The following is a 24,399-nucleotide window of genomic DNA, read 5'->3' as shown; positions in this document are numbered from 1 at the left end:
GCTGACAGTCCCAGTGCTTGGCAAAATAACGCTTCTTGCATTTGTGTTTCTCCTTTGGGATTGGATGTCAACACAATTTTCTAGCCCGTGGTGCGCCACCCGAAACGGAAGAGAGCCCATTTAATGCCTAAAAAATAGGCCTTAAATTCCCACTACAGCATCTTCTGGATCAACGCGCCCGTGAACAGCACCGGCCCGGTGGGGCCACCTGCGCTCGGCACGCCGCCCTTGGGCTCCAGGCTGATGGCCAGGGTGGGCACTTCGCGCACATCGCCCTCGGCAGCGGTCAGGCGCAAGAGCTTGTCGCCCCCCAGCACGCCCAGCGAGCGCGGCCCGCCCTTGGGCGGCAAGGCCCAGAGCTGGAGCGACTTGTCGCTGGCTTCTTGGTAGCCGCCCACGCGTTGCAGCAGCAGCTTTTTGCTCTTCGGGTCGAAGGTAACCAACATGGACGCGTCGGCCCGTCCATCGGCCAGCACCGCCACGTATTCGATCTGCGGGGCGGCTTGCAACTGGGTTTGCAGGCTGGCGATTTGCGCCCCGAGTTGCATGCGTAATTGGGTGCGTTGGTCTGCGCCCACCACCACGGCGATCACGGCAGCCGTAAGCCCCGCAGCAGCCGCACCGCGCCAAACAAACAGGTTGCGCAGCCAGCCCGTGGCAGCATCGGGCACACGGGCGGCAGCCATCGCCTGCTGCTCCTGGTCGGCCTGCACCAGGTTGGCGATGCGCGTCCACACCGCCGGGGCGGGTTCGGCCGGGGTTTGCAACTCGGCCACGCTGCCGATGCGGGCCTGCCAGATGAGGGCCGCCGCGCGCACCGGGGCTTGTTCGCGGGCCAGGGCTTCAAAGCGGCGGCGGGCACCACCGCGCAGCGTGCCCAGGGCGTAGCTGGCGGCCAGTTTGTCTAAAAGTTCGGGGTGTTGGGGCAAATGCATGCTTCGCTCCTTACGCAAACCGCGCCATGCAGGTGCGCAACTGCTCCAGCCCGCGCCGGATCCAGGTCTTTACCGTGCCCAGCGGCAGCTTGAGCTGTGCGGCCAGTTCGCCGTGGCTCAGGTCGCGCAGATAGGCCAGGCTGACCACCTCGCGCTGGCGATTTTCCAGCCGGGCCATGCACTGGTGCAGCGCCCAGGCCTGCTGGCTGGCGTGGGTGGTGTCCATCGGGTTGGGGCTGTCGCCCTCTAGCGTCTCGGCCATCACTTCGTCGAGTTCTTGGGTCACGCCGCTGCGGTCGGCGGTACGGCGGCGCAAAAAGTCCAGCCCCCGGCTGCGCACAATCAGGCCCAGCCAGGCCATCGGCGGGCTGAGGCTGGCCCGGTAATCACCGGCTACGCGCCAGATGGTCAGATAAGCCTCTTGGAGCACGTCTTCTGCCCATTCGCGCTTGCCCACCACGCGCATGGCCAGGCCGAAGAGCTTGGACGAAGTGTGCTCGTAGAGGGCTTTCAGGGCGAGGGCATCCCGGCGGGCAACGCGGTCGAGCAGGTCCATGAGTTCAGTGTCCGGATTCAAGGGGATGGTGGTGGGTGGGCGCATGCAGCGGATTGTGAGACATATCTGTGCACCTATTACGCAGTGCATGGGCGATTGGATTCAAGCCCCGCCTACGTCAAGCAAAATACGCGATCTTTCAAACTGTGCCTGCTCCATGTCCCAAGAAATCCCCCCCGGTCTCGTCCTCCAAGGCATCACGCCGCCGCTGCGTTTAAGCGACTTCAAGCTCATCGCCTTCGACATGGATTCGACCCTGATCAACATCGAATGCGTAGACGAAATCGCCGATGCCGCAGGCCGCAAGGCCGAGGTAGCGGCCATTACCGAAGCGGCGATGCGCGGCGAGATCACCGACTTCAAAGCCAGTCTGCGCCAGCGCGTGGCCTTGCTCAAAGGCGTGAGCGCGGCCAGCATGGAGCAGGTCTACACCGAGCGCCTGCAACTCAACCCGGGAGCCGCCGCCTTGGTGGCGGCCTGCAAGACGGCGGGTATGCAGGTGCTGCTGGTCAGCGGCGGCTTTACGTTTTTTGCCGACCGCGTGCGCGACCTGCTGCACATCGACACCACCCGCTCTAACCAGCTGGAAATTGTGGACGGCCTGCTCACCGGCCGCCTGGTAGACCAGCCCTGGGGCGACATTTGCGACGGCGAAGAAAAACGCAAGATGCTGCTGGAAACCTGCGCCAAACTAGGCATTGGCCCGCACCAGGCGATTGCCATGGGCGACGGCGCAAACGACCTGCCCATGATGGGCGTGGCAGGCTTGTCGGTGGCCTACCACGCCAAGCCCGCCGTGCGCGCCCAGGCGATGGTGGCTATCAATTCCGGTGGCTTGGACCGGCTGCTGGAGATACTGCACTAAAGCAGTGCCCCTATTGCACACGCATCCGGGCTAAGGCTCTATGATGATTTCCAAGCTGATTTAAAACTTAAAAGAAGAACTTCCCACGAGCCTTGCGACTCAGACCCATACGCCCCCCAACAGCACAACACTAGGAGAATGCCATGACCATTTTCACCCGCTACCAAGGCCGCTTTACTGCGGCACAGGAAGAGGAAATGTCGGTTCAAGACTACCTGGAGTTGTGCAAACGGGACGCATCGGCCTATGCCAGCGTGGCCGAGCGCATGCTGATGGCCATCGGCGAGCCCGCACTGGTAGACACCCGCACAGAGCCGCGTTTGTCGCGCATCTTTGCCAACAAGGTGCTCAAGGTCTACCCCAGCTTCAAAGACCTGTACGGCATGGAAGAGGTGATCGAGCACATCGTCGCCTACTTCCGCCACGCCGCGCAGGGGCTGGAGGAAAAGAAGCAAATTCTGTATCTGCTGGGGCCGGTGGGCGGCGGCAAATCGTCGATCGCCGAGCGGCTCAAGGCGCTGATCGAAAAGGTGCCGTTCTACGCCATCAAGGGCTCGCCGGTACACGAGTCGCCGCTGGGTCTGTTCAACCCGAATGAGGATGCGGACCTGCTGGAGTCCGACTACAAGATTCCACGCCGCTACCTGGGCACCATCATGAGTCCTTGGGCTGTCAAGCGGCTGCAAGAATTTGGCGGCGACATCACCCAGTTTCGGGTGGTCAAGCTACGCCCCTCGGTGCTGTCGCAAATTGCCGTGTCCAAAACCGAACCGGGTGACGAGAACAACCAGGACATCTCGGCCCTGGTCGGCAAGATCGACATCCGTAAACTCGAAACCTATTCGCAAGACGACCCCGATGCGTATTCGTATTCGGGCGGGCTGTGCCTGTCGAACCGGGGCATTCTGGAGTTTGTGGAAATGTTCAAGGCCCCCATCAAGGTCTTGCACCCGCTGCTCACCGCCACCCAAGAGGGCAACTACAAGGGCACCGAAGGCTTTGGTGCCATTCCGTTCGACGGGCTGATCCTGGCCCACTCAAACGAGGCCGAATGGCAGGCCTTCAAGAACAACCGCAACAACGAGGCCTTTTTAGACCGCATCTACATCGTCAAGGTGCCGTACTCACTGCGCGTGTCGGACGAAATCCACATCTACGAAAAGCTGGTAGAAAACTCGTCGTTGGTGCAAGCGCCCTGCGCGCCCGACACGCTGCGCATGCTGGCCCAGTTCTCGGTGCTGTCGCGGCTGAAAGAGCCTGAAAACTCTAGTAGTTTCTCGAAGATGCGGGTTTACGACGGCGAGAACCTCAAAGACACCGACCCCAAGGCCAAGAGCTACCAGGAGTACCGCGACTTTGCCGGGGTAGACGAGGGCATGACCGGCCTGTCCACCCGCTTCGCGTTCAAGATTTTGTCGCGCGTCTTCAACTTCGACCACCGCGAGGTGGCTGCCAACCCGGTGCACCTGATGTACGTGCTGGAGCAGCAGATCGAGCAAGAGCAGTACCCGCCCGAGGTGGAAGAAAAGTACCTGCGCTACATCAAGGAATTTTTGTCGCCGCGTTACGCCGAATTTATCGGCAAAGAAATCCAGACCTCGTACCTGGAGAGCTATTCCGAGTACGGGCAAAACATTTTTGACCGCTATGTGGTCTATGCCGATTTCTGGATCCAGGACCAGGAGTACCGCGACCCCAACACCGGCGAAATGCTGGACCGCAGCGCCCTGAACGACGAACTAGAAAAGATCGAAAAGCCCGCCGGTATCAGCAACCCGAAAGACTTCCGCAACGAGGTAGTCAACTTTGTGCTGCGCGCCCGCGCCCGCCAAGACGGCCACAACCCGCTGTGGACCTCGTACGAAAAGCTGCGCGCCGTGATCGAGAAGAAGATGTTTTCCAACACCGAAGAGCTGCTGCCGGTGATCTCGTTCAACACCAAGGGCAGTGGTGACGAGCAAAAGAAGCACCAGGATTTTGTGAACCGCATGATTACGAAGGGTTACACCGAGAAACAGGTGCGGCTGCTATGCGAGTGGTATTTAAGGGTGCGCAAATCTTCTTGAAGGGGCATCGCGGATGACCGCCCGCCCCCACCCCAACCTTCCCCCGAAGAGGGAGGGGGCAATGCGGGGCCCGGCTTCACTCCCTCCCCCGCCGGGGGATGGCCGGGGTGGGGGCCGGATGTTCGGTTTTATTTGAACGGAGCCTCCATGACCGTACGCATCGTTGACAGGCGGTTCGACAGCAAGCACAAAAGCTCGGTCAACCGCAGCCGCTTCATCCAGCGCTTCAAAGGCCAGATCCGCAAGGCTGTGTCCGACGCGGTCAACAAGCGCGGCCTCAAGGATCTGGACAACGGCGAAAAAATCGGCATTTCGGGCCGCGACATCGGCGAGCCGCAGTTTGAGCACGGCAAAGGCGGTGTCTGGGAAACGGTGCGCCCCGGCAACGACCGGTTTTTGCGCGGCGACCAGGTCGAGCGCCCGCCCAGCGGCGGCGGAAAAGGCAGCGGCAAGGGCCAGGCCAGCCAGGACGGCGAGGGGCTGGACGAATTTGTCTTCACCCTCACTCGCGATGAATTTTTGGACATTTTTTTCGACGAACTGGCGCTGCCGAATCTGGTCAAACTGCAGCTGACCCGCATCGAGCAGTACCGCCGCATCCGCGCAGGCTTTGTGCAAACCGGGGTGCCGACCAACATCAACCTGAGCCGCACCATGCGCGGCGCGGCGTTGCGGCGCATTGCCATCGGCGGGCCGTATGCGGCGCAAATCCGGGCGCTGGAAGCCGTGCTGATGGAGCTGCTGGCCACCCGCCCTGAAGACGACCCCGAGGTGGAGCAAGCCCGCCGCGACATCGCCAAGCTGCGCGCCAAGATCGAGGCCCTGCCCTTTGTGGACACCTTCGACCTGCGCTACAACAACCGCGTACGCGTGCCCCAGCCGACCACCCAGGCGGTAATGTTCTGCCTGCTGGACGTATCGGGCTCGATGGACGAGGGCCGCAAAAACGTGGCAAAGCGCTTCTTCATGCTGCTGTATTTGTTTTTGACGCGTAACTACGAGCGCATCGAGGTGGTGTTTATCCGCCACCACACCATCGCCACCGAAGTCAACGAAGACGAGTTTTTTACCTCCCGCGAGTCGGGCGGTACGGTGGTGTCCAGTGCCCTGAAGCTGATGCATGAAATCATCACCGCCCGGTATCCCAGCAAAGCCTGGAACATCTACGGCGCGCAAGCATCGGACGGCGACAACTGGCACGACGACTCGCCCCGCTGCAAGGCCTTGCTGGAGGAGTCCATCCTGCCGTTGACCCAGTTTTTTGCCTATATCGAAATAACCGACGGTCCGCCGCAAAACCTGTGGGACGAATACCAAAAACTGGCCGCCAGCAAACAGGGCGCATTCGCCATGCAGCGCATCGCCACCGTGGCAGATATTTACCCCGTGTTCCGAGAGTTGTTCAAACGCAGGGCCTGACCCCATGACAAAGTCGAAACTCTTACCGAAACTTTTACCTATGGGCTCCGAGTGGACCTTTGAGGCCATCGAAGAGTACGACCAGGCCATCGGCGAAGTGGCGGCACGCTACGGGCTGGACGGCTACCCGCATCTGCTCGAAGTCATCAGCGCCGAGCAGATGATGGACGCCTACGCCTCCATCGGCATGCCGGTCTACTACCACCACTGGTCGTTTGGCAAACACTTTTTGGCCACCGAAAACCGCTACAAACGCGGCCAGATGGGCTTGGCGTACGAGATCGTCATCAACTCCGACCCCTGCATCGCCTACCTGATGGACGAAAACACCCTGCCCATGCAGGCGCTGGTGATTGCCCACGCGGCCTACGGGCACAACTCGTTCTTCAAGGGCAACCACCTGTTCAAGCAGTGGACCAGCGCCGATGCCATCGTCGATTACCTGGTGTTCGCCCGCAAGTACATCGCCCAGTGCGAAGAGCGCTACGGGCTGGAGGCGGTAGAGCAACTGCTGGATGCCTGCCACGCGCTGAGCAACCTGGGGGTAGACCGCTACAAGCGCTCGCCCCGGTTGTCGCTAGAGAAAGAAACCACCCGCCTCAAAGAACGCGCCGAGTACCTGCAAGCCCAGGTGAACGACCTGTGGCGCACCCTGCCGCCGCGCGCCGAGGCCGAAGAGAGCCGCGAAGAACGCCGCTTTCCGCTGGAACCGGAAGAAAACCTGCTGTACTTTGTAGAAAAAAACGCCCCCCTGCTCGACCCCTGGCAGCGCGAGGTGGTGCGCATCGTGCGCAAGATCGGCCAGTACTTTTACCCCCAGCGCCAGACCCAGGTGATGAACGAAGGCTGGGCCACCTACTGGCACCACACCTTGCTCAACACCTTGTACGACGAGGGCCGCCTGGGCGACGGCTTCATGCTGGAGTTTTTGCAGTCGCACACCAACGTGGTCTACCAGCCGCCCTACAACAGCCCGCATTTCTCGGGCATCAACGTGTACGCGCTGGGCTTTGCGATGTGGCGCGACATCCGCCGCATCTGCGAAGAGCCCACCGAGGAAGACCGCGCCTGGTTCCCCGACATCGCGGGTTCCGAGTGGCGCAAGACCTTTGACTTTGCGATGCAAAACTTTAAGGACGAAAGCTTCATCGCCCAGTACCTGTCGCCCAAACTGATGCGCGAATTCCGCTTTTTCTCGGTGCTGGACGACGATGCCCGCAAGACGCTGGACATCCAGAGCATCCACGACGACAGCGGTTTTCGCGCCCTGCGCCAGCAATTGTCAGAGCAGTACGACCTGGGCAACCGTGAGCCCAACATCCAGGTGTGGAACGTGGACCTGCGCGGCGACCGCTCGCTGACCCTGCGCCACTTCGCCCACCAGCGCCGCCCGCTGGGCGAGTCCAGCGGCACGGTGCTCAAACACATGGCCACGCTGTGGGGCTTCAACGTGCGGCTAGAGCGGCAAAGCGCCGACGGCAACGTTTCGGTGATTGCCGAACACCAAAGCGAAAAACGCCGCCTCAACGATGCGCCCAAAGCGCCCTGAGCAAATGCCATCAATGCTATTATTTTTATAGCTACTTGCGCATATTAAATATGCGCTAGAGGCCTATTTCTTATAAATTCTATTTACCCATACCAAGGGAATGGCATTACAAAAAACATCCCCATACCATCCAACCGGATGGTTTAAACTCTGGGCATGCTACCGAAAACCACCGCCAAGTCCCTCGATTCCGAAAAAATCACCATCAACCTCGGTTTCGTAGACCTTGGCCACATCGACCTGCTGGTGTCCGAGAGCTTTTACGCCAACCGCACCGACTTCATCCGCACCGCCATCCGCAACCAGCTAGCCACGCATTCCGATGCGGTCAAACAGGTGGTAGCCCGCAAGATGCTGGTGCTGGGCCTGCAACACTTCAGCCAAGCCGACCTGCTGGCAGTGCAGGCGGCCAAGCAAAAACTGCAAGTCCGCGTGCTGGGTCTGGCCAGCATCGGCCACGATGTTTCGCCCGAACTGGCGCTGGCCACCATTGATTCGCTCGAAGTGCTGGGCTCGTTGCAGGCCAGCCCCGCAGTCAAAGCCGCCCTGGTCGACCGCATTCTCTAACCCCCCCCGAAAGCCCCCCATGACTGCCCTCTTCAAAAAATTCATGCAGGAAGCCACCCGGCTTACCAAGAACGGCAGCCTGCAAGATGCCACCCGCGCCATCCAGCAGGCGCTGGGCCGTGCGATGCCGCCCGCAACGCCATCCACCGGGTCCGCGCACAAGGCCGAAAGCGATGCCATCGACGTGGTGGCGCGGACCATCCACCCGTCGGTGTCGGAGCCCGTGCGTCCCCTGCGCACCCCCGTGCATCCGGCCTCCAACGACGGGCCCGGTGAGTTCACCGAGGCCAGCTTCACCCACGCAGACAGCACCCGCAGCTACAAGCTCTACACCCCGCCGCAGGCCATCGCCCAACCGGCACAGCCCTTGCCGCTGGTGCTGATGCTGCACGGCTGCACCCAAAACCCCGACGACTTTGCCGCTGGCACCGGCATGAACGCGCTGGCGCTGGAGCACGGCTTTGTGGTGCTCTACCCCGCGCAAAACCCGGCGGCCAACGCCCAGGGCTGTTGGAACTGGTTCACCCCCGCCGACCAGCAGCGCGACACCGGTGAAGCCGCCTGGCTGGCCGCACTGGTGCAGCAAGTGGGCCGCATCCGCTCCATCGACCCGGCCCGCGTGTACGTGGCGGGCCTGTCCGCAGGCGGCGCAATGGCCAGCATTCTGGGCCACACCCACCCCGACGTATTTGCCGCCGTGGGTGTGCATTCCGGCCTGGCCTGCGGCGTGGCCCGCAACGTGATCACCGCCTTGGCGGTGATGAAATCGGGCCGCAGCCGCGCCGGAGCCGCGTCCCGCCTGCCCACCATCGTGTTCCACGGTGATGCCGACAAGACCGTGCACCCACGCAACGCCGAAGCCGTGCTGCAAACCGCCATCGGCCACACCCAAACCACCCCGCACACCAGCCAAGGCGAGCGCTACACCCGCACCACCTACCAAGCCGGCAGCCGCAGCATCGCCGAAAACTGGACCCTGCACGGCGTGGGCCATGCGTGGTCCGGCGGCAGCGCCGAAGGCAGCTACACCGACCCGCTGGGGCCGGACGCATCGGCCGAGATGTGGCGATTTTTTGCGGCACATCCACGTAACAACCTGCACTAAACTGCCGCCCCCTGTCCTCGCCTGTGCCTGCATGTCAAACTTTTTAACCGCCGCCTTCTACCAATTCGTCGCCCTGCCCGACTACACCACCCTGCAAGCCCCGCTGCTGGCCTGCTGCGAGGCGCACGGTGTCAAAGGCATGGTGCTGCTGGCCACCGAGGGTATCAACGGCACCATCGCCGGGCCGCCCGAGGGCGTGCGTGCGGTGCTGGCCTGGCTGCGCAGCGACCCACGCCTGGCACAGTTGCAACACAAGGAAGCCACGGCCCGCAGCGACCCGTTCTACCGCATGAAGGTACGCCTGAAGCGCGAAATCGTCACCCTGGGCGTGCCCGGCGTAGACCCCACCCAGCTGGCCGGGCAGTACGTCAAGCCCGCAGACTGGAACGCGCTGATCAGCGACCCCGACGTAGTGCTGGTCGATACCCGCAACGACTACGAGGTGGCCATTGGCACGTTTGCGGGCGCCCTCAACCCGCACACCAGCAGCTTTGCCGAACTGCCCCTGTGGGTGGCGCAGGCCCGTTCTGAGGGCCAACCACTGGCCGATACCCCGCGCAAACCCAAGGTCGCCATGTTCTGCACCGGCGGCATCCGCTGCGAAAAATCTACCGCCTACCTGCGTGCCCAGGGCTTTGACGAGGTCTACCACCTGGAAGGCGGCATCCTCAAATACCTGGAGACCGTGCCCGAGGCCGACAGCCTGTGGCAAGGCCAGTGCTTTGTGTTTGATGAGCGTGTTTCCGTGGGCCACGGCCTGCTGCCCGGCGGCTTGGAACTATGCCGCTCCTGCCGCCACCCGCTGACCGAGGCCGACCTGGCCGCACCCCAGTTCGAGCGCGGTGTGGCCTGCGCCCGCTGTGCCGATCAAACCACCGAAGCCCAAAAACAGGGTTACCGCGAGCGCGAGCGGCAGATGGCGCTGGCGGGCGAGCGCCAGACCGTACACGTGGGTGCCAAGCTCGCCCAATGACGCTGCCGGTTCTGTACTCCTTCCGCCGCTGCCCCTACGCCATGCGGGCGCGGCTGGCACTGGCGGTGAGCGGGCAAAGCGTAGAACTGCGCGAAGTGGTGCTGAGCAACAAGCCGCCCGAGCTGCTGGCTGCTTCACCGAAGGCCACCGTGCCGGTGCTGGTGCTGCCCGAGGGCCGGGTGCTGGAGCAAAGCTTGGAGATCATGCAATGGGCTTTGGCCCGCCACGACCCGGCAAGCTGGCTGCAAGCACCGCTGGCGGAGATGCTGGCCCTCATTGCCGAGGTAGACGGCCCCTTCAAACACCACCTGGACCGTTACAAATACCCGGGACGCTATGAAGACGATAGCTGCTCACGCACTGTGGATATGCACCGCAGTGCTGCGGGGCATATGGTTTCCGAATGGGAGCAGCGGCTGGCCGGGCAGCCCTATCTGTTCGGCCCGCACCCCACGCTGGCCGATAGGGCCATCGCCCCGTTTGTGCGCCAGTTCGCCCATGTGGATGCCGCCTGGTTTGCCGCCCAACCCTGGCCGCAGGTCCAAAAATGGCTGGTGGATTTCGAGGATTCCGCGCTGTTTGCGATAGCGATGCAAAAGTTTGCGCCGTGGCAGTCCGGCAGCGCGGGCACGCCCTTCCCTACAGCGCTTTAAGCCCCATCAGCAGCAACCCGGCTGCCAAAAACCCGCCCTGCAAACGCAAGGCCGAGGGCATGCAGACCAGCCGGATTTCTACATGCCGGTACAGCCACTGCCCGGCGTACAGCGACAGCACAAACGCCACCACCATGCCCGCCGCATTGGCCCACGGTTGCTCGGGAAAATACTGGCTGAACACGGTGTTGACCAGCAGGCACACCGAGAAATGCACCAAAAACACCGAGTACGACATCTGCCCCAGCCGCTGCACACGCGGCCAAGGGGCGCACTGGCGGGCCCAGTCGCTGGCCTGCAACACGCCCAGCACCAGAGCGGTAACCAGCGCCACGGCGATGCGCTCGCGCCAATCCAGCAGCAGCGCGGTCAGGCCCAGCAGGGCCAGGGCGGACAGCCAGGCCCAGGGCCGGGGGCTACGCCCGGCCCAAAACGCCAGCATGCCCAGGCCATACGCCCCGGCAAAGTACAGGCCCAGGGCATCAAAGTCGGCATCCAGATTGAAGTAGAACAATGATGCCGCCGTGAGCCCCAGCACCAGCACCGGGGCCAGCCAGCGCCCCGGCCAGCGCCGGGCCAGCGTGCAAAGGGCCACCGCCAGCACAAACAATTGGAAATCAATCGCCACGTACCAGACCCCGGCGGACAGGGCTTCAAAGCCCAGCAGATCTTGCAGCATGAACACATGGGCCAGCAGCTGGGGCAGCGAGGGCTCACTGGGGATGGAAGGGTGCTCCATGCCGTAGCGCGCCACCTGGGCGGCCAGCAAACCAAACAACAGGGCCGCCAGGTACGGGATGGACAGGCGCACAAACCGCCGCTGCACCTGCTGCCACGGGCTGTCAAACCGGGCCACGCCGGTGGGCGCCAGGGTGCTGGCCGCGAGAAAACCTCCCAGTACCAAAAACACCTGCACGGCCATGCGGCCATAGCTGAACAGCCAGTCCATCACATCGCTGGCCAGCGGGTAGGCGGCGGTGGACATGGGGCCGTAAAACACCAGGTGGTGGGCCACGATGAGCAGGCAGGCCAGGCCTTTGAGAACATCCAATAACGGAATGCGGGAAGCTCGGGGTGTAGAAATCGGCATCGTCACAAAAAACGTCCGCCCGCCGCTGGCAATGCAGCGGCGGGCGGACGGGTATCAGAGGCGCAGTGCGCCGGTAAAAGTTACAAAGACAGCCGGGCTTTGGCCTCGGCGTATTCGCGGGTGAGTTGGGCGACATAGTCGGCCACGGGCTGGATTTTACGGACTGCGCCAATCCCCTGGCCGCAGCCCCAAATATCCTTCCAGGCCTTGGCGGCGGTGTCGCCACCAAAGTTCATTTTGCTGGGGTCGCTCTCGGCCAAATTCTCGGGGTCCAGGCCCGCCGCGCGGATGCTTGGGGCCAGGTAGTTGCCGTGCACGCCGGTAAACAGGTTGCTCAGCACGATGTCGTCCGAATCGCAGTCCACCACGGCTTGCTTGTAGGCCAGCGCGGCCCGGGCCTCGGTGGTGGCAATGAAGGCCGAGCCGATGTAGGCAAAGTCGGCACCCATCGCCTGGGCCGCCAGCACCGCGCCGCCGGTGGCGATGGAGCCGCTGAGGGCCAACGGGCCATCGAACCACTCGCGGATTTCCTGGATCAGCGCAAACGGGCTCTTGATGCCCGCATGGCCGCCCGCGCCGGTGGCCACGGCGATCAGGCCGTCGGCGCCTTTTTCAACCGCCTTGTGGGCAAACTTGTTGTTGATGATGTCGTGCAGCACCACCCCGCCGTAGCTGTGCGCCGCCGCATTGATGTCTTCGCGCGCCCCCAGCGAGGTGATGACGATAGGCACCTTGAACTTCACGCAGGCCAGCATGTCGTGCTCCAGCCGGTCGTTCGACTTGTGCACGATCTGGTTGATGGCAAACGGCGCGGCGGGCTTGTCGGGGTGCGCCAGGTTGTAGGCCGCCAGGGTCTCAGAAATCTCGGCCAGCCAGTCGTCCAGCTGCGCGGCCGGGCGGGCGTTCAGCGACGGCATGGAGCCCACCACCCCGGCGATGCACTGGGCAATCACCAGCTGCGGGGTGCTGACGATGAACATCGGCGAGGCGATGATGGGCAGGGGCAAGGCACTCAATGCGCCGGGAAGCTTGGACATGCTGTCTCCAGATCTGGATATTTATAAGAAATAAGGCTCTAGCGCAGATACCACTTGCGCCAGTAGCTACGAAATTAATAGCAATTAATAGCAATTAATAGCTATCAATAGCCAATGCCGTGACGCTGTCCGCGCCCTCAAGAATGCTGTCGCGCAGGCTTTGCGCGGTGACCAGCACGTGGTCGGCGTAGAACCGCGCCGTGGTGATCTTGGCCTGCATGAAGGCGGCATCGGTACCCTGGGCCAGCAGCGTTTCGGCCGCCAGCAGCGAACGTGCCAGTTGCCAACCGGCCACCAGCTTGCCCGCCAGCATCAGGTAGGGCACGCTGCCTGCAAACACGGCATTGGGCTGGGTTTTGGCGTGGGCCACCACGAAAGTCACCACATCCAAAAACGCGGTGCGGGCGGTTTTGAGGCGCTTGGCCACAGCCAACGCATCGGCGCTGCCGCTCTTGGCCAACTCGGTCTCGGTGACCACGATCTGGCGCGCAATTGCCTTGGCCGTGGCACCCGCGTCGCGCAGGGTTTTGCGGCCCACCAGGTCGTTGGCCTGGATGGCGGTGGTGCCTTCGTAGATGCTCAAAATCTTGGCATCGCGCAGGTACTGCGCCGCCCCGGTTTCTTCGATAAAGCCCATGCCGCCGTGCACCTGCACGCCCAGCGAGGCCACGTCCAGGCTCATTTCGGTGCTGTAGCCCTTGACCAAAGGCACCAAAAATTCATACACCGCCTGGTTCTGCTGGCGGGTGTCGGCATCGGGGTGGTGGTGGGCCGTATCAAAAGCCGCCGCCGCCACGGCCGACATGGCGCGGCAGCCCTGGGTGTGGCCGCGCATGGTCATCAGCATGCGCTGCACATCGGGGTGGTGGATGATGGCCACGCTCTCCCGGGCCGAGCCGTCCACCGGGCGGCTTTGGATGCGGTCTTTGGCGAACTGCACCGCCGTTTGGTAGGCCCGCTCGGCCACCGCAATCCCCTGCATGCCCACGGCAAAACGGGCGGCATTCATCATGATGAACATGTACTCCAGGCCCCGGTTTTCTTCGCCCACCAGGTAGCCCACAGCACCGCCGTGGTCGCCGTACTGCAACACGGCGGTGGGGCTGGCCTTGATGCCCAGCTTGTGTTCGATGCTGACGCAGTGCACGTCATTGCGTGCGCCCAGCGTGCCATCGGCGTTGACCATGAATTTGGGCACCACAAACAGGCTGATGCCCTTCACGCCCTCGGGCGCACCGGCCACCCGGGCCAGCACCAGATGGACGATGTTGTCGGCCATGTCGTGCTCGCCCCAGGTGATGTAAATCTTGGTGCCAAACACCTTGTAGCTGCCGTCTCCCACGGGCTCGGCGCGGCTGCGCACCAGGGCTAAATCGCTACCCGCCTGGGGTTCGGTCAGGTTCATGGTGCCGGTCCACTCACCGCTGACCAGCTTTTCCAGGTAGGTGGCTTTGAGCGCGTCGGAGCCCGCCGTCAGCAGCGCCTCGATGGCACCGTCGCTCAGCAGCGGGCACAGCGCAAAGCTCAGGTTGGCGCTGTTGCACATCTCCACGCAGGCCGCGCCAATCGTCTTGGGCAGGCCCGCACCGCCGTAGGCTGCCGGGTGCTGCAAGCCCTGCCAGCCGCCCTCGACAAACTGTTGGAATGCTGCCTTGAAGCCGGGCGTAGCGGTGACTACGCCATCTTTCCAGCTAGAAGGGTTTTGGTCACCCACCCAGTTCAGCGGCGACAACACCCCCTCGTTGAACTTGGCGGCCTCTTCCAGCACCGCTTGGGCCGTGTCCAGCCCCGCGTCCTCAAAGCCGGGCAGCGCAGCGATCTGGTCGATGCGGGCCAGGTGCTGGATGTTGAACAGCATGTCTTTTTGCGGGGCGGTGTAGCTCATTTAGTGTCTCCAAAATCAAAAAAAGGGTCAAAAAAAGGCACCTCGCAGGATGCCTTCTCTTGCTGTGCTGTGCCTTACAGGGCTGCAACCAGTTCAGGTACCGCGACAAACAAATCGGCTTCCAGCCCGTAATCGGCCACGCTGAAGATCGGCGCTTCGCCGTCCTTGTTGATGGCGACGATGACCTTGCTGTCTTTCATGCCGGCCAAGTGCTGGATAGCGCCGCTGATACCGGCGGCGATGTACAGCTGTGGCGCGACGATCTTGCCGGTCTGGCCCACTTGCCAGTCGTTCGGCGCGTAGCCTGCGTCCACGGCGGCGCGCGATGCACCCAGCGCCGCACCCAGCTTGTCGGCCAGCGGAACCATGACTTCGTTGAACTTCTCGGCGCTGCCCAAAGCCCGGCCACCCGAAACGATGATCTTGGCGGCGGTGAGTTCGGGGCGGTCGTTCTTGGCGATTTCGCTGCCCAGAAACGTGGACTTACCGGCATCGGCCACAGCAGCCAGCACCTCCACGGCGGCAGAGCCACCGGTGGCAGCGGCCGGGTCGAAACCTGTTGTGCGCACAGTCAGCACCTTGGTCGCATCCAGGCTTTGCACGGTGGCAATGGCGTTACCGGCGTAGATCGGGCGCTCGAAGGTGTCGGCGCTGAGGATCTTGGTCACGTCGCTGATCTGGCCGACGTCGAGCTTGGCGGCCACGCGGGGGGCCACGTTTTTGCCGGATGCGGTGGCGGGGAACAGGATGTGGCTGTAGCCAGCGGCCAGAGCCAGCACCTGGGCTGTGACGTTTTCGGCCAGGCCGTGGGCAAAGCCCGGTGCATCGGCGTGCAGAACCTTGGCCACACCAGCGATCTGGGCGGCAGCGGCGGCGGCAGCACCGGCGTTGCTACCGGCGATGAGGATGTGGACATCGCCACCGCAGGCGAGTGCGGCGGTCACGGTGTTCAGGGTGGCGCCTTTTACGCTGGCGTTGTCGTGTTCGGCAATGATGAGGGTCGTCATGTCAGATCACCTTGGCTTCGGTTTTGAGTTTGGCAACGAGCGTGGCCACGTCGGGGACTTTGATACCGGCGCTGCGCTTGGGCGGCTCGGAGACTTTCAGGGTCTTGATGCGGGGCGACACATCCACACCCAAATCTTCGGGCTTGAAGATGTCGAGCTGCTTCTTCTTGGCCTTCATGATGTTGGGCAAGGTGACGTAGCGGGGCTCGTTCAGGCGCAGGTCGGTGGTGACCACGGCGGGGAGCGAGACGCTCAAGGTTTCCAGGCCGCCATCGACTTCGCGGGTGACGCTGGCTTTGCCGTCGGCAATTTCGATCTTGCTGGCGAAAGTAGCTTGGGGTAAATCTGCCAAGGCGGCGAGCATTTGGCCGGTTTGGTTGCAGTCGTCGTCGATGGCTTGTTTGCCCAAAATGACGAGGCCGGGTTGTTCTTTGTCTACCAGGGCTTTGAGGAGCTTGGCCACGGCCAAGGGTTGCAGTTCTTCAGCGGTCTCAATCAGGATGGCGCGGTCGGCGCCGATGGCCATCGCGGTGCGCAGGGTCTCGGCACATTGGGCTACGCCGCAGGAGACGGCGATGATCTCGGTGACCACGCCCTTTTCCTTCAAACGCACGGCTTCTTCGACGGCGATTTCGTCAAAGGGGTTCATGCTCATCTTCACATTGGCGATGTCTACGCCCGTGTTGTCAGACTTGACGCGGACCTTGACGTTGTAGTCAACAACGCGTTTTACGGCTACCAGGACCTTCATGCTTATGGCTCCTCAAAGTTATGGAAATGCTTGTCGAACGTGATTTTATGCCGCAACACACGCGTGGCAAGAAAAAATAGTACGGTCGTTCTTTTTTAAATTATAGGAGGCAAACAAGTCTGCACATCCTGCCCCAGGGTCAATTTGGCGACACCCCATCGCCCGGTGTTGGTACGGTCACGCTTTGCTGCCGGATGCCAATCTGCTGCGCGCGCAGGGCGTGCAGGATGCGCAGATTGATGGCCGAGCGCAGGTTGCCCTGGCCGTTTTCGGGATCGCTGATCCAGTAGCCTAGGTGGAACTCCAGCCCCTCGGGCGCAAACTCGGCCAGCGTGGCCGCCGGGGCCGGGTCGCGCAGCACGCGGGGTTCTTGCAGGGCGGCATCTTGCAGCAGCGCCATCACCACCTCGGCATCGCTAGCAAAGCCCACCGTCACCGAGGTCGATTGCGCAATGCGGGAGTTGTTCAGCGACAGGTTTTCCACCCGCTGCACCAGCAGCATCTCGTTGGGCACGATGGATTCACGGCCATTGGGGGCGCTGATCACGGTGTAGCGGGCGTTGATGTCGGTGACCCGGCCTTCAAAGCTGTCCAGCTTCACGAAGTCGCCAATGCGGATGCTGCGCTCGGCCAAAATCACAAAGCCGCTCACATAGTTGGCGGCCAGCTTTTGCAGGCCAAAACCAATCCCCACGCCCACCGCGCCGCCCAGCACCGACAAGGCCGTCAGGTCGATGCCCACCGACGACAAGGCCACCAGCAGCCCCACAAACATCAGCAGAGCGCGGGTGGCGTTGCTGATCGCCTTGCGCAGCGACAGCGCACTGCCGGTGGCGGATTTGAGCAGCCGCGCCTCGATGGCAGCCGAAATCCACAGCGTAAAAATCAGCACTGCGCCCGCCGTCAACGCACCCTCCACCAGGTTGCGGGCGGTCAGCGTGGAGCCGCCCACCTTCCACTTGAACTGGTCCAGCTCGTCCAGCAGCACCGGCAGCAGGCCGCTGACCCACAGCACCATCGCCCCCCACGCCACCCAGGAGATGGTGCGCTCCAGCAGCCGCACGATGGGTGCGTTGTGAAAGGCCACTTGCAGCACCTTGACCCCGGTGCGGATCACCGCCAGCGACACCAGCACCGGCATGGCAATCTTGTACAGCGCCAGCGGAATCCACTGCGCCAGCAGCAGCTGCGCCAGCAGACCCAGGCCCAGCAAAAGCAGCGGAAACATCACGCCATCCACGATACGGCGGCCAAACAGAATGGACTTTGCGTCCGGCGTGCCCACGGCCCGGCGCAGCAACCACACCAGAGTCAAAGCCAGCACCAAACACCCGGCCAGCGAGGCCAGCTCGACCAGAGCGGTGGGTTGCAAGAGCGCAGCCAGCCAGCTGTCTAAATCGGTGATGGGGGCGGGGCGGGAAGGGGAAACAGGATTCATGAAAACAATGGAGAAAACAAAAAAATCTACAAATCCGCCAGCACGCGGATGTGGGCTTCCACGCTGCGGCCCAGCGCGCTCAGGTCGTAGCCGCCCTCCAGGCTGCTGACGATGCGGCCCTTGGAGAAGCGGCGGGCGATGTCCTTGATGCGCATGGTGATCCAGGCGTAGTCTTGCTCGACCAGGCCCATCTGGCCCATGTCGTCTTCGCGGTGCGCGTCGAATCCGGCGCTGATAAAAACCATCTCGGGCCGGTGCGCTTCCAGGCGCGGAATCCAGGCCGTCTCGACCAGTTCACGCACCTCCATGCCGCGCGTGTAGGCGGGCACGGGGATGTTGACCAGGTTGGCAGCATCCGACTGCGCCCCGCCCACCGGGTAGAACGGGTGCTGGTAGAAGCTGACCATCAAAATGCGATCGTCCCCGGCCACAATGTTCTCGGTGCCGTTGCCGTGGTGCACATCAAAGTCCACGATGGCCACCCGCTTGAGCCCGTGCCGCTCCAGCGCGTACTTGGCGGCGATGGTCACGTTGTTGAAAAAACAAAAGCCGCTGGCCGACTCGCGCCCCGCATGGTGGCCGGGCGGGCGCACCGCGCAAAAGGCGTTTTCCAGCTCGCCCGCCATGACCGCGTCCGTAGCCGCCAGCGTGGCCCCGGCGGCGGCCAAGGCGGCATCCCAGGTGTGGATGTTCAGGCTGGTGTCGGGGTCTACCTGCGCGTGGGTGGGGCCACCCGCGGCAATTTCTTCGCGCAGCGTGTCGGTCAGGCCGCGCAGGCTGGCGATGTGGCTGCGGCTGTGCGCCAACGCAATATCGACCAGCGGGGCGGGCGGGGCCTGGCGGTGCTCCAGCGCGTCGCCCACACCGCTGATCAGCAGGCGGTCGTCTATCGCATCCAGCCGCGCCGGGCATTCGGGGTGGCCCGCACCCATTTCGTGTTTGCGGCAATCGGGGTGGGTGAAGTAACCAGTCTTGTTCACGGGAATGGGTCTTTGTATTTCGGGTAATGTCAGCGGATGCACGTACAAAACAAACTCAACGAACTGCTAAATCAGCTTAACACGGTGATTGTGGGCAAACCCGCGCAGGTTCAAGACTGCGTGGCCTGCCTGCTGGCCGGGGGGCACCTGCTGATCGAAGACGTGCCGGGGGTGGGTAAAACCACGCTTGCACATGCGCTGGCCCGCACCTTTGGTTTGCAGTTCTCGCGCGTGCAGTTCACCGCCGACCTGATGCCCAGCGACCTCACTGGCGTGTCGATCTACGAGCGCGGCAAGGAGGCCTTTGTGTTCCACCCCGGCCCGCTGTTTGCGCAGATTTTGCTGGCCGACGAGATCAACCGCGCCAGCCCCAAAACCCAGAGTGCGCTGTTGGAGGCGATGGAAGAAAAGCAGGTCACCGTAGAAGGCGCAACCCGCCCCCTGCCCTCGCCCTTCTTCGTCATCGCCACGCAAAATCCGCTGGACCAGCTCGGCACCTTCGCCCTGCCCGAGTCGCAGCTGGACCGCTTTTTGATGCGCATCTCGCTGGGCTACCCCGACCGCGCCGCCGAGCGCCAGTTGCTGGCCGGGCAGGACCGGCGCGACCTGGTAGAGCACCTGCCCAGCCTGCTGAGTGCCACTGAATTGCAACAGCTCCAGCAGCAGGTGCTGCAAGTCCACGCGGCTGATGCGCTGCTCGACTACGTGCAAGACCTGGTGGCCGCCACCCGCTCCGGCCGCTGGTTTCTGCAAGGCCTGAGCCCACGCGCCGGTATCGCCGTGGTGCGCGCCGCCAAAGCCCAGGCGCTGCTGAGCGGCCGCGACTACGTGGCCCCGGACGACGTGCAGGCCATCCTGGCGCAAACCGTGGCGCACCGCCTGGTGCCGGTGGGGGATGCCGGGCGCGGCGCGGTGGCGCAGGTGCAGGCGATGATCCAAGCCGTTCCGCTACCGTGAACATGCTCCGTGCCCGCTTCCAGCGCTGGTGGCAGGCGCGCATCCAGCCTACCGACACTACGCTGCTGACCCAGCGCAACGTCTACATCCTGCCCACCGGCCCCGGCTTTATGCTGGCGGCCACGCTACTGGTGCTGCTGGTGGCCAGCATCAACTACCAGCTGAATCTGGGCTATGTGCTGACCTTTTTGCTGGCCGGATGCGCCGTGGTCGGTATGCACGTAGGCCACGCCACGCTGCGCGGGTTGACTCTGCATTTGATAGCACCTAGCGCACAGTACATGGGCGCTAGCGCCCCGATTGCCATACACATCAGCAGCACCCGCAAAACCACCCGGCACGGCATCGGCTTAGGTCTGCTGGGCAGCGGCCACTGGGCCTGGACCGACGTGCCCGCGCAAGGCAGCAGCAGGGTGCAGATTGCCTTCACCCCCACCCAGCGCGGCCTGCAAGCCCTGCCCTCCATCACGGCCGAAACCCGCTTCCCGCTGGGCACCTTCCGCGTCTGGACCTACTGGCGGCCCGCCGCGCAGCTGCTGGTCTACCCCCGGCCCGAAGCCCACCCGCCGCCACTGCCCCCGGGCCAGCCCCGCGCCGGTGGGGCCAGCCACAGCGCGCCCAACGCCAGCGGTGAATTCGACGGCGTGCGCCCCTACCGGCGCGGTGACCCGCTGAAACTGGTGGTCTGGAAGAAGGCGGCCAAGGCGGACGAACTGGTCAGCCGCGACAGCCAGCAAGCCCAGCGCCACGAGCTGTGGCTGAACTACATGCAAGCCGGGTCGCTGGGCGGGGAAGCCAAACTCTCGCGCCTGTGCGCCTGGGTGCTGCTGGCCGACCAGCGCGGGTTGGACTACGGGCTGCGCCTGCCGGGGCAAGACATTGCGCCGGGCGCGGGCGAGGCACACAAGCGGCGCTGCCTGGAGGCGTTGGCCTTATGCAAAATCGGCCTCTAACGCTTATTCCATCTACACAACAAGCTATTTATTTCATAGCAAAAACTTTATGCGCTGGCTAACACCCTTCACCACCCTTCCTAGGGACAGCCGCGACACGCTATTCCTGCTGGCCGTCATCGCCTGGGTGGTGCTGCCGCAGGTCGGCAACCTGCCCGTCTGGTGCGCGCTGGCGACGGCGGGGGTGCTGGGCTGGCGCGGCTGGCTGGCATGGGGCTCCCGGCCGCTGCCGTCGCGTTGGTGGCTGGCACTGCTGCTGGGGGTGGCGCTGGCGGCCACGCTGGCCACCCACAAAACCCTGCTGGGGCGCGATGCCGGGGTGACGCTGATCGTGGTGCTGCTGGCCCTCAAAACCCTGGAGCTGCGGGCGCGGCGGGATGCGTTTGTGGTGTTTTTTCTGGGCTTTTTTACGATGCTCAGCAACTTCTTTTTCTCGCAATCGCTGCTGACCGCTTTTGCCATGCTGGTGGCGCTGCTGGGGCTGTTGACGGCTTTGGTCAACGCCCATATGCCGAACAGTGGGCCCGTAGAAAACAAGGCCCCGCTGCGCGAGGCGGCACGGATTGCGGGCGGCATGGCGCTGCTGGGTGCGCCCATCATGGCGGTGCTGTTTGTGCTGTTTCCGCGCATGGCCCCGCTGTGGGGCGTGCCCAGCGACGCGATGGCCGGGCGCAGTGGCCTGTCTGCCAGCATGCAGGTGGGCACCATCGCCAGCCTGGCGCTGGACGACGGCATCGCCATGCGGGTGCAATTTGACGGCCCGCCGCCCGCGCAGCGCGCGCTGTACTTTCGCGGCCCGGTGCTGTCGCAGTTCGACGGGCTGACCTGGCAGCCGCAGTACAGCGACTTCAGCAGCAACCAGCCCAACGATTTGCAAGTGTCGGGTCTGCCCATCCGCTACCAGGTGACGCTGGAGCCCAACCAGCGCCCCTGGCTGCTCACACTGGATGCCACCCCGCTAGCCCCTACCCTACCGGCTGGTCTGGCTGCCGTGATGACCCCCGACCTGCAATGGCTGGCCAGCCGCCCGGCCACCGAGCTGCGGCGCTACCAGGCGCAAAGCTACCCGCAGTTCCGCTATGGCCCGCAGCAGGCCAACCTCAGCCTGCAACGCTATGTCGATCTGCCGCCCGGCTTCAACCCGCGCACCCTGCAACTGGCCGCCGACCTGCGCCGTGCCCAACCCAGCGCCGACACAAGCGCGCTGGTGCAAACCGTGCTGACCCGGCTGCGCACCGGCGGCTACCTCTACACGCTAGAGCCCGGCCTGTATGGGCGCGACACGGCCGACGCATTCTGGTTTGACCGCAAAGAGGGTTTTTGCGAGCACATCGCTTCGTCGTTCGTCATCCTGATGCGGGCGCTGGACGTGCCCGCGCGCATCGTCACCGGCTACCAAGGGGGAGAGTTAAACAGCGTGGGCGGCTTCTGGGTGGTGCGCCAAAGCGATGCCCACGCCTGGGCCGAGGTGTGGATTGCGGGCCAGGGCTGGACCCGGGTGGACCCCACCGGCGCGGTGTCGCCCGGCCGGGTGGGCAGCTTTAGCCGCCTGCAAGCCCCGCGCGGAGCCATCGCCAACACCCTGGCTACCGTCAGCCCCGACGCCGCCCGCCGACTGCGCGCCGCCTGGGACGCGGTCAACAACGGCTGGAACCAGTGGGTGCTGAACTACAGCCAAGGCCAGCAGTTCAGTTTGCTGAAAAACATCGGCTTTGACAGCCCCGAGTGGGAAGACCTGGGCCGGCTGATGGCCGGTCTGCTGGTGCTGGCCGCCCTGGGCGGTGCCGCCTGGACCCAGTGGGAACGCCGCCAGCACGACCCCTGGCTGCGCATGCTGGACCAGGCGCGGCGCAAATTGGCCAAGATGGGCATCACCGTGCCCGCCAGTGCCGCACCCCGGCAGTTGGCCGCGCTGGTGCCGGACCAACCGGCGCTGCAAAGCTGGTTGCTGCAGCTGGAAGCCCTGCGTTATGCGCCCCACAGCCCCAACAGCCTGGCGGCGCTGCGGCAGGCCTTCAAACGGCTGGTGTGGCCGCGCTAGACTCGTGCGGTCACCTCTTCAATCCCATGCATAAACTCTTCTCGATTACTCTCATTTTAATAGCTACCTGCGCACTACCCGCCTGCGCAAAGAGCCAAAAATCCTTAAAAAGTCAACCCACCGCCAGTGCCACACCCACCGGCCCGCTGTACGCCAGCCGCATGGACGTGGAGGCCACCGCCGCCGACATTGCCGAGCGCCGGGGCCTGGACCCGGCCTGGGTGCAGCAGATGCTGGCGCAGGCCCGCTTCATCCCCAGCGTGCCGCGCCTGATGGCCCCCGCGCCGGTGGGCACGGTGAAGAACTGGACGCTCTACCGCAGCCGCTTCATTGACCCCACACGCATTGCCGCCGGGGTGCGCTTCTGGCAAGCCAACCGCTCCACACTGGAACGGGCCGAGCGCGAATACGGCGTGCCGGCCGAAATCATCGTCGGCATCATTGGCGTAGAGACGATTTACGGCCAGAACATGGGCAACTTCCGGGTGCTGGACGCGCTGGCCACACTGGCCTTCGACTTCCCCGCCAGCCACCCGCGCGCCAAGGAGCGCAGCGCCTACTTCCGGGGCGAGCTGGAGCAGTATTTGAGCCTGACCCAGCGTGCCAACATCGACCCGTTGAGCCTGCGCGGCAGCTACGCCGGGGCGATGGGCCTGGGGCAGTTCATGCCGACCAGCTGGGTGAATTTTGCGGTGGACTTTGACGGTGACAGCCGGGTCGATCTGTTCAACAGCCCGGCCGACGCGATTGGCTCGGTGGCCAACTACTTCAAGGCCTTTCATTGGCAGCCGGGCATGCCCATTTATTACCCGGTGCAGTTCGACCCCAAAACCCTGGACATGGACGCGCTGCTGGCCCCGGACATCCTGCCCACCTTCAGCGTGGCCCGCTTCCAGGCCCTGGGTGCCGTGCTGGACGGCCCGGCCCTGCAACACCCCGGCCCGCTGGCGCTGGTGGAGCTGCACAACGGTGGCGATGCCCCGCAGTACGTGGCAGGCACGGAGAACTTCTACACCATCACCCGCTACAACTGGAGCAGCTACTACGCGATGGCGGTGATCGAGTTGGGGCGGGAAGTGGCGGCGGTAGTGCAGCGCCCGTAAATCGGGCTTGCTCAGCGCTCCAGGCGTTTGCGCGAATCGGGCGCGACAAACTTGCGCAACAAGTGCAGCAGCTGCACCTGCTCTTCGGCCTCCAGCCCGCCCAGCAGCGTGGACTGCATCTGCTCCATGCCCGGCACCAGCGATGCCAGCAGGGCCGCGCCGTCCGGGGTCAGCGACAGGCTGCGTTGCCCGCGTGCCAGCACCGCCCGGGTGATCCAGCCCTTGGCCTCCAGCCGCACGGCGATGTCGGCGGTGGTGGATGTATCCAGCGCCACCGCCAGCGCCAGGGTGCTTTGGTCGATGCCGGGCTGGTCTTGCAGCGTGCGCATCAGTGCGTATTGCACCGGGGTAACTTCGCGGCCCAGATGGGCGTGGAAGCTGGCCACCGCAATCTGGTGGGCGCGGCGGATCAGGTGGCCGGGTTGGTCTTGCAGGTCGATCAGGGTGGGCGGCGTGGAGAGGGGCATCA

At 63.9% G+C, this 24,399-nt stretch carries 22 protein-coding genes; 12 read left to right on the top strand and 10 right to left on the bottom strand.

From position 1 onward, the window contains the following. Nucleotides 1–152 precede the first annotated feature (152 nt). Together AC0969_RS13775 and AC0969_RS13770 are read right to left on the bottom strand one after the other, a co-directional pair. Nucleotides 153–935, bottom strand: coding sequence for an anti-sigma factor (locus AC0969_RS13775; RefSeq protein ID WP_479624716.1), 783 nt, complete (start codon nt 933–935; stop codon nt 153–155). Between the two features lie 10 nt (nt 936–945). Beyond that, nucleotides 946–1,536 carry a sigma-70 family RNA polymerase sigma factor gene (locus AC0969_RS13770; protein ID WP_479624715.1) on the bottom strand — a complete coding sequence of 197 codons (591 nt, stop codon included), beginning with the start codon at nt 1,534–1,536 and terminating at the stop codon, nt 946–948. Between the two features lie 112 nt (nt 1,537–1,648). Here AC0969_RS13770 and serB point away from each other — a divergent pair, with 112 nt between their 5' ends. From serB to AC0969_RS13730, 8 genes are all read left to right on the top strand, one after another. Further along, nucleotides 1,649–2,356: a phosphoserine phosphatase SerB gene (gene serB / locus AC0969_RS13765; RefSeq protein ID WP_479624714.1), complete on the top strand. Its 708-nt coding sequence runs from the start codon at nt 1,649–1,651 to the stop codon at nt 2,354–2,356. A gap of 143 nt (nt 2,357–2,499) precedes the next feature. Then, a complete protein-coding gene (locus tag AC0969_RS13760) occupies nt 2,500–4,422 on the top strand; it encodes a PrkA family serine protein kinase (RefSeq protein WP_479624713.1) in 1,923 nt (640 codons plus the stop codon). A gap of 147 nt (nt 4,423–4,569) precedes the next feature. After that, nucleotides 4,570–5,841 carry a YeaH/YhbH family protein gene (locus tag AC0969_RS13755; RefSeq protein ID WP_479624712.1) on the top strand — a complete coding sequence of 424 codons (1,272 nt, stop codon included), beginning with the start codon at nt 4,570–4,572 and terminating at the stop codon, nt 5,839–5,841. A 4-nt stretch (nt 5,842–5,845) separates the two neighbouring features. After that, on the top strand, nt 5,846–7,390 hold the full coding sequence (locus AC0969_RS13750; RefSeq protein ID WP_479624711.1) for a SpoVR family protein: 1,545 nt from the start codon (nt 5,846–5,848) through the stop codon (nt 7,388–7,390). Nucleotides 7,391–7,546: 156 nt separating this feature from the next. Beyond that, nucleotides 7,547–7,957 carry a CopG family transcriptional regulator gene (locus AC0969_RS13745; RefSeq protein ID WP_479624710.1) on the top strand — a complete coding sequence of 137 codons (411 nt, stop codon included), beginning with the start codon at nt 7,547–7,549 and terminating at the stop codon, nt 7,955–7,957. 19 nt (nt 7,958–7,976) lie between these two features. Then, nucleotides 7,977–9,062 carry an extracellular catalytic domain type 1 short-chain-length polyhydroxyalkanoate depolymerase gene (locus tag AC0969_RS13740; protein WP_479624709.1) on the top strand — a complete coding sequence of 362 codons (1,086 nt, stop codon included), beginning with the start codon at nt 7,977–7,979 and terminating at the stop codon, nt 9,060–9,062. A 31-nt stretch (nt 9,063–9,093) separates the two neighbouring features. Beyond that, nucleotides 9,094–10,035 (top strand): oxygen-dependent tRNA uridine(34) hydroxylase TrhO, encoded by a 942-nt coding sequence (gene trhO, locus AC0969_RS13735; protein ID WP_479624708.1) that lies wholly within the window; start codon nt 9,094–9,096, stop codon nt 10,033–10,035. Beyond that, the gene (locus tag AC0969_RS13730) at nt 10,032–10,688 is read left to right on the top strand and encodes a glutathione S-transferase (protein ID WP_479624707.1); all 657 of its coding nucleotides are present in this window, start codon (nt 10,032–10,034) and stop codon (nt 10,686–10,688) included. The genes trhO and AC0969_RS13730 overlap by 4 nt, the downstream gene beginning before the upstream one ends. Here AC0969_RS13730 and AC0969_RS13725 read toward each other — a convergent pair. The 7 genes from AC0969_RS13725 to AC0969_RS13695 all read right to left on the bottom strand — a co-directional run bounded on the left by AC0969_RS13725 (nt 10,675) and on the right by AC0969_RS13695 (nt 18,876). Continuing rightward, a complete protein-coding gene (locus AC0969_RS13725; RefSeq protein ID WP_479624718.1) occupies nt 10,675–11,778 on the bottom strand; it encodes an acyltransferase family protein in 1,104 nt (367 codons plus the stop codon). The two genes, AC0969_RS13730 and AC0969_RS13725, sit on opposite strands and share 14 nt — an antisense overlap. Nucleotides 11,779–11,858: 80 nt before the next feature. Then, a complete protein-coding gene (locus AC0969_RS13720) occupies nt 11,859–12,815 on the bottom strand; it encodes an NAD(P)H-dependent flavin oxidoreductase (protein WP_479624706.1) in 957 nt (318 codons plus the stop codon). 94 nt (nt 12,816–12,909) lie between these two features. After that, the gene (locus tag AC0969_RS13715; RefSeq protein ID WP_479624705.1) at nt 12,910–14,700 is read right to left on the bottom strand and encodes an acyl-CoA dehydrogenase; all 1,791 of its coding nucleotides are present in this window, start codon (nt 14,698–14,700) and stop codon (nt 12,910–12,912) included. Nucleotides 14,701–14,774: 74 nt separating this feature from the next. After that, nucleotides 14,775–15,707, bottom strand: coding sequence for an electron transfer flavoprotein subunit alpha/FixB family protein (locus tag AC0969_RS13710; RefSeq protein WP_479624704.1), 933 nt, complete (start codon nt 15,705–15,707; stop codon nt 14,775–14,777). 1 nt (nt 15,708) lies between these two features. After that, nucleotides 15,709–16,458, bottom strand: coding sequence for an electron transfer flavoprotein subunit beta/FixA family protein (locus tag AC0969_RS13705; protein ID WP_479624703.1), 750 nt, complete (start codon nt 16,456–16,458; stop codon nt 15,709–15,711). Nucleotides 16,459–16,597: 139 nt separating this feature from the next. Further along, nucleotides 16,598–17,896 (bottom strand): mechanosensitive ion channel family protein, encoded by a 1,299-nt coding sequence (locus AC0969_RS13700; protein ID WP_479624702.1) that lies wholly within the window; start codon nt 17,894–17,896, stop codon nt 16,598–16,600. Between the two features lie 26 nt (nt 17,897–17,922). Beyond that, nucleotides 17,923–18,876, bottom strand: coding sequence for a histone deacetylase family protein (locus tag AC0969_RS13695; RefSeq protein WP_479624701.1), 954 nt, complete (start codon nt 18,874–18,876; stop codon nt 17,923–17,925). A gap of 36 nt (nt 18,877–18,912) precedes the next feature. Here AC0969_RS13695 and AC0969_RS13690 point away from each other — a divergent pair, with 36 nt between their 5' ends. From AC0969_RS13690 to mltB, 4 genes are read left to right on the top strand one after another with little or no spacing between them, the layout of a single operon-like run. Further along, nucleotides 18,913–19,833 (top strand): AAA family ATPase, encoded by a 921-nt coding sequence (locus AC0969_RS13690; RefSeq protein ID WP_479624700.1) that lies wholly within the window; start codon nt 18,913–18,915, stop codon nt 19,831–19,833. A gap of 2 nt (nt 19,834–19,835) precedes the next feature. Then, nucleotides 19,836–20,786, top strand: a complete 951-nt coding sequence (locus AC0969_RS13685; protein ID WP_479624717.1) for a DUF58 domain-containing protein — start codon at nt 19,836–19,838, stop codon at nt 20,784–20,786. 49 nt (nt 20,787–20,835) lie between these two features. Continuing rightward, nucleotides 20,836–22,827 carry a transglutaminase TgpA family protein gene (locus AC0969_RS13680; RefSeq protein WP_479624699.1) on the top strand — a complete coding sequence of 664 codons (1,992 nt, stop codon included), beginning with the start codon at nt 20,836–20,838 and terminating at the stop codon, nt 22,825–22,827. Nucleotides 22,828–22,853: 26 nt separating this feature from the next. Beyond that, nucleotides 22,854–23,930, top strand: coding sequence for a lytic murein transglycosylase B (mltB, locus tag AC0969_RS13675; RefSeq protein WP_479624698.1), 1,077 nt, complete (start codon nt 22,854–22,856; stop codon nt 23,928–23,930). Between the two features lie 11 nt (nt 23,931–23,941). Here mltB and AC0969_RS13670 read toward each other — a convergent pair whose 3' ends face one another. Further along, entirely contained in the window at nt 23,942–24,397 is a 456-nt protein-coding gene (locus tag AC0969_RS13670; protein ID WP_479624697.1) for a MarR family winged helix-turn-helix transcriptional regulator, read from the bottom strand. Nucleotides 24,398–24,399: the final 2 nt, after the last annotated feature.

It is taken from the genome of Rhodoferax sp. LB1P47, assembly GCF_056521445.1.
The sequence above is the reverse complement of the archived record's forward strand: the minus strand, read 5'-3'. Positions and strand labels throughout refer to the sequence as shown.

What these genes read in the sequence shown, in the direction of transcription:
- AC0969_RS13775 (WP_479624716.1), bottom strand. Translation starts at nt 935, where the DNA reads ATGCATTTGCCCCAACACCCCGAACTTTTAGACAAACTGGCCGCCAGC.
- AC0969_RS13770 (WP_479624715.1), bottom strand. Translation starts at nt 1,536, where the DNA reads ATGCGCCCACCCACCACCATCCCCTTGAATCCGGACACTGAACTCATG.
- serB (WP_479624714.1), top strand. Translation starts at nt 1,649, where the DNA reads ATGTCCCAAGAAATCCCCCCCGGTCTCGTCCTCCAAGGCATCACGCCG.
- AC0969_RS13760 (WP_479624713.1), top strand. Translation starts at nt 2,500, where the DNA reads ATGACCATTTTCACCCGCTACCAAGGCCGCTTTACTGCGGCACAGGAA.
- AC0969_RS13755 (WP_479624712.1), top strand. Translation starts at nt 4,570, where the DNA reads ATGACCGTACGCATCGTTGACAGGCGGTTCGACAGCAAGCACAAAAGC.
- AC0969_RS13750 (WP_479624711.1), top strand. Translation starts at nt 5,846, where the DNA reads ATGACAAAGTCGAAACTCTTACCGAAACTTTTACCTATGGGCTCCGAG.
- AC0969_RS13745 (WP_479624710.1), top strand. Translation starts at nt 7,547, where the DNA reads ATGCTACCGAAAACCACCGCCAAGTCCCTCGATTCCGAAAAAATCACC.
- AC0969_RS13740 (WP_479624709.1), top strand. Translation starts at nt 7,977, where the DNA reads ATGACTGCCCTCTTCAAAAAATTCATGCAGGAAGCCACCCGGCTTACC.
- trhO (WP_479624708.1), top strand. Translation starts at nt 9,094, where the DNA reads ATGTCAAACTTTTTAACCGCCGCCTTCTACCAATTCGTCGCCCTGCCC.
- AC0969_RS13730 (WP_479624707.1), top strand. Translation starts at nt 10,032, where the DNA reads ATGACGCTGCCGGTTCTGTACTCCTTCCGCCGCTGCCCCTACGCCATG.
- AC0969_RS13725 (WP_479624718.1), bottom strand. Translation starts at nt 11,778, where the DNA reads ATGCCGATTTCTACACCCCGAGCTTCCCGCATTCCGTTATTGGATGTT.
- AC0969_RS13720 (WP_479624706.1), bottom strand. Translation starts at nt 12,815, where the DNA reads ATGTCCAAGCTTCCCGGCGCATTGAGTGCCTTGCCCCTGCCCATCATC.
- AC0969_RS13715 (WP_479624705.1), bottom strand. Translation starts at nt 14,700, where the DNA reads ATGAGCTACACCGCCCCGCAAAAAGACATGCTGTTCAACATCCAGCAC.
- AC0969_RS13710 (WP_479624704.1), bottom strand. Translation starts at nt 15,707, where the DNA reads ATGACGACCCTCATCATTGCCGAACACGACAACGCCAGCGTAAAAGGC.
- AC0969_RS13705 (WP_479624703.1), bottom strand. Translation starts at nt 16,458, where the DNA reads ATGAAGGTCCTGGTAGCCGTAAAACGCGTTGTTGACTACAACGTCAAG.
- AC0969_RS13700 (WP_479624702.1), bottom strand. Translation starts at nt 17,896, where the DNA reads ATGAATCCTGTTTCCCCTTCCCGCCCCGCCCCCATCACCGATTTAGAC.
- AC0969_RS13690 (WP_479624700.1), top strand. Translation starts at nt 18,913, where the DNA reads ATGCACGTACAAAACAAACTCAACGAACTGCTAAATCAGCTTAACACG.
- AC0969_RS13685 (WP_479624717.1), top strand. Translation starts at nt 19,836, where the DNA reads ATGCTCCGTGCCCGCTTCCAGCGCTGGTGGCAGGCGCGCATCCAGCCT.
- AC0969_RS13680 (WP_479624699.1), top strand. Translation starts at nt 20,836, where the DNA reads ATGCGCTGGCTAACACCCTTCACCACCCTTCCTAGGGACAGCCGCGAC.
- mltB (WP_479624698.1), top strand. Translation starts at nt 22,854, where the DNA reads ATGCATAAACTCTTCTCGATTACTCTCATTTTAATAGCTACCTGCGCA.
- AC0969_RS13670 (WP_479624697.1), bottom strand. Translation starts at nt 24,397, where the DNA reads ATGCCCCTCTCCACGCCGCCCACCCTGATCGACCTGCAAGACCAACCC.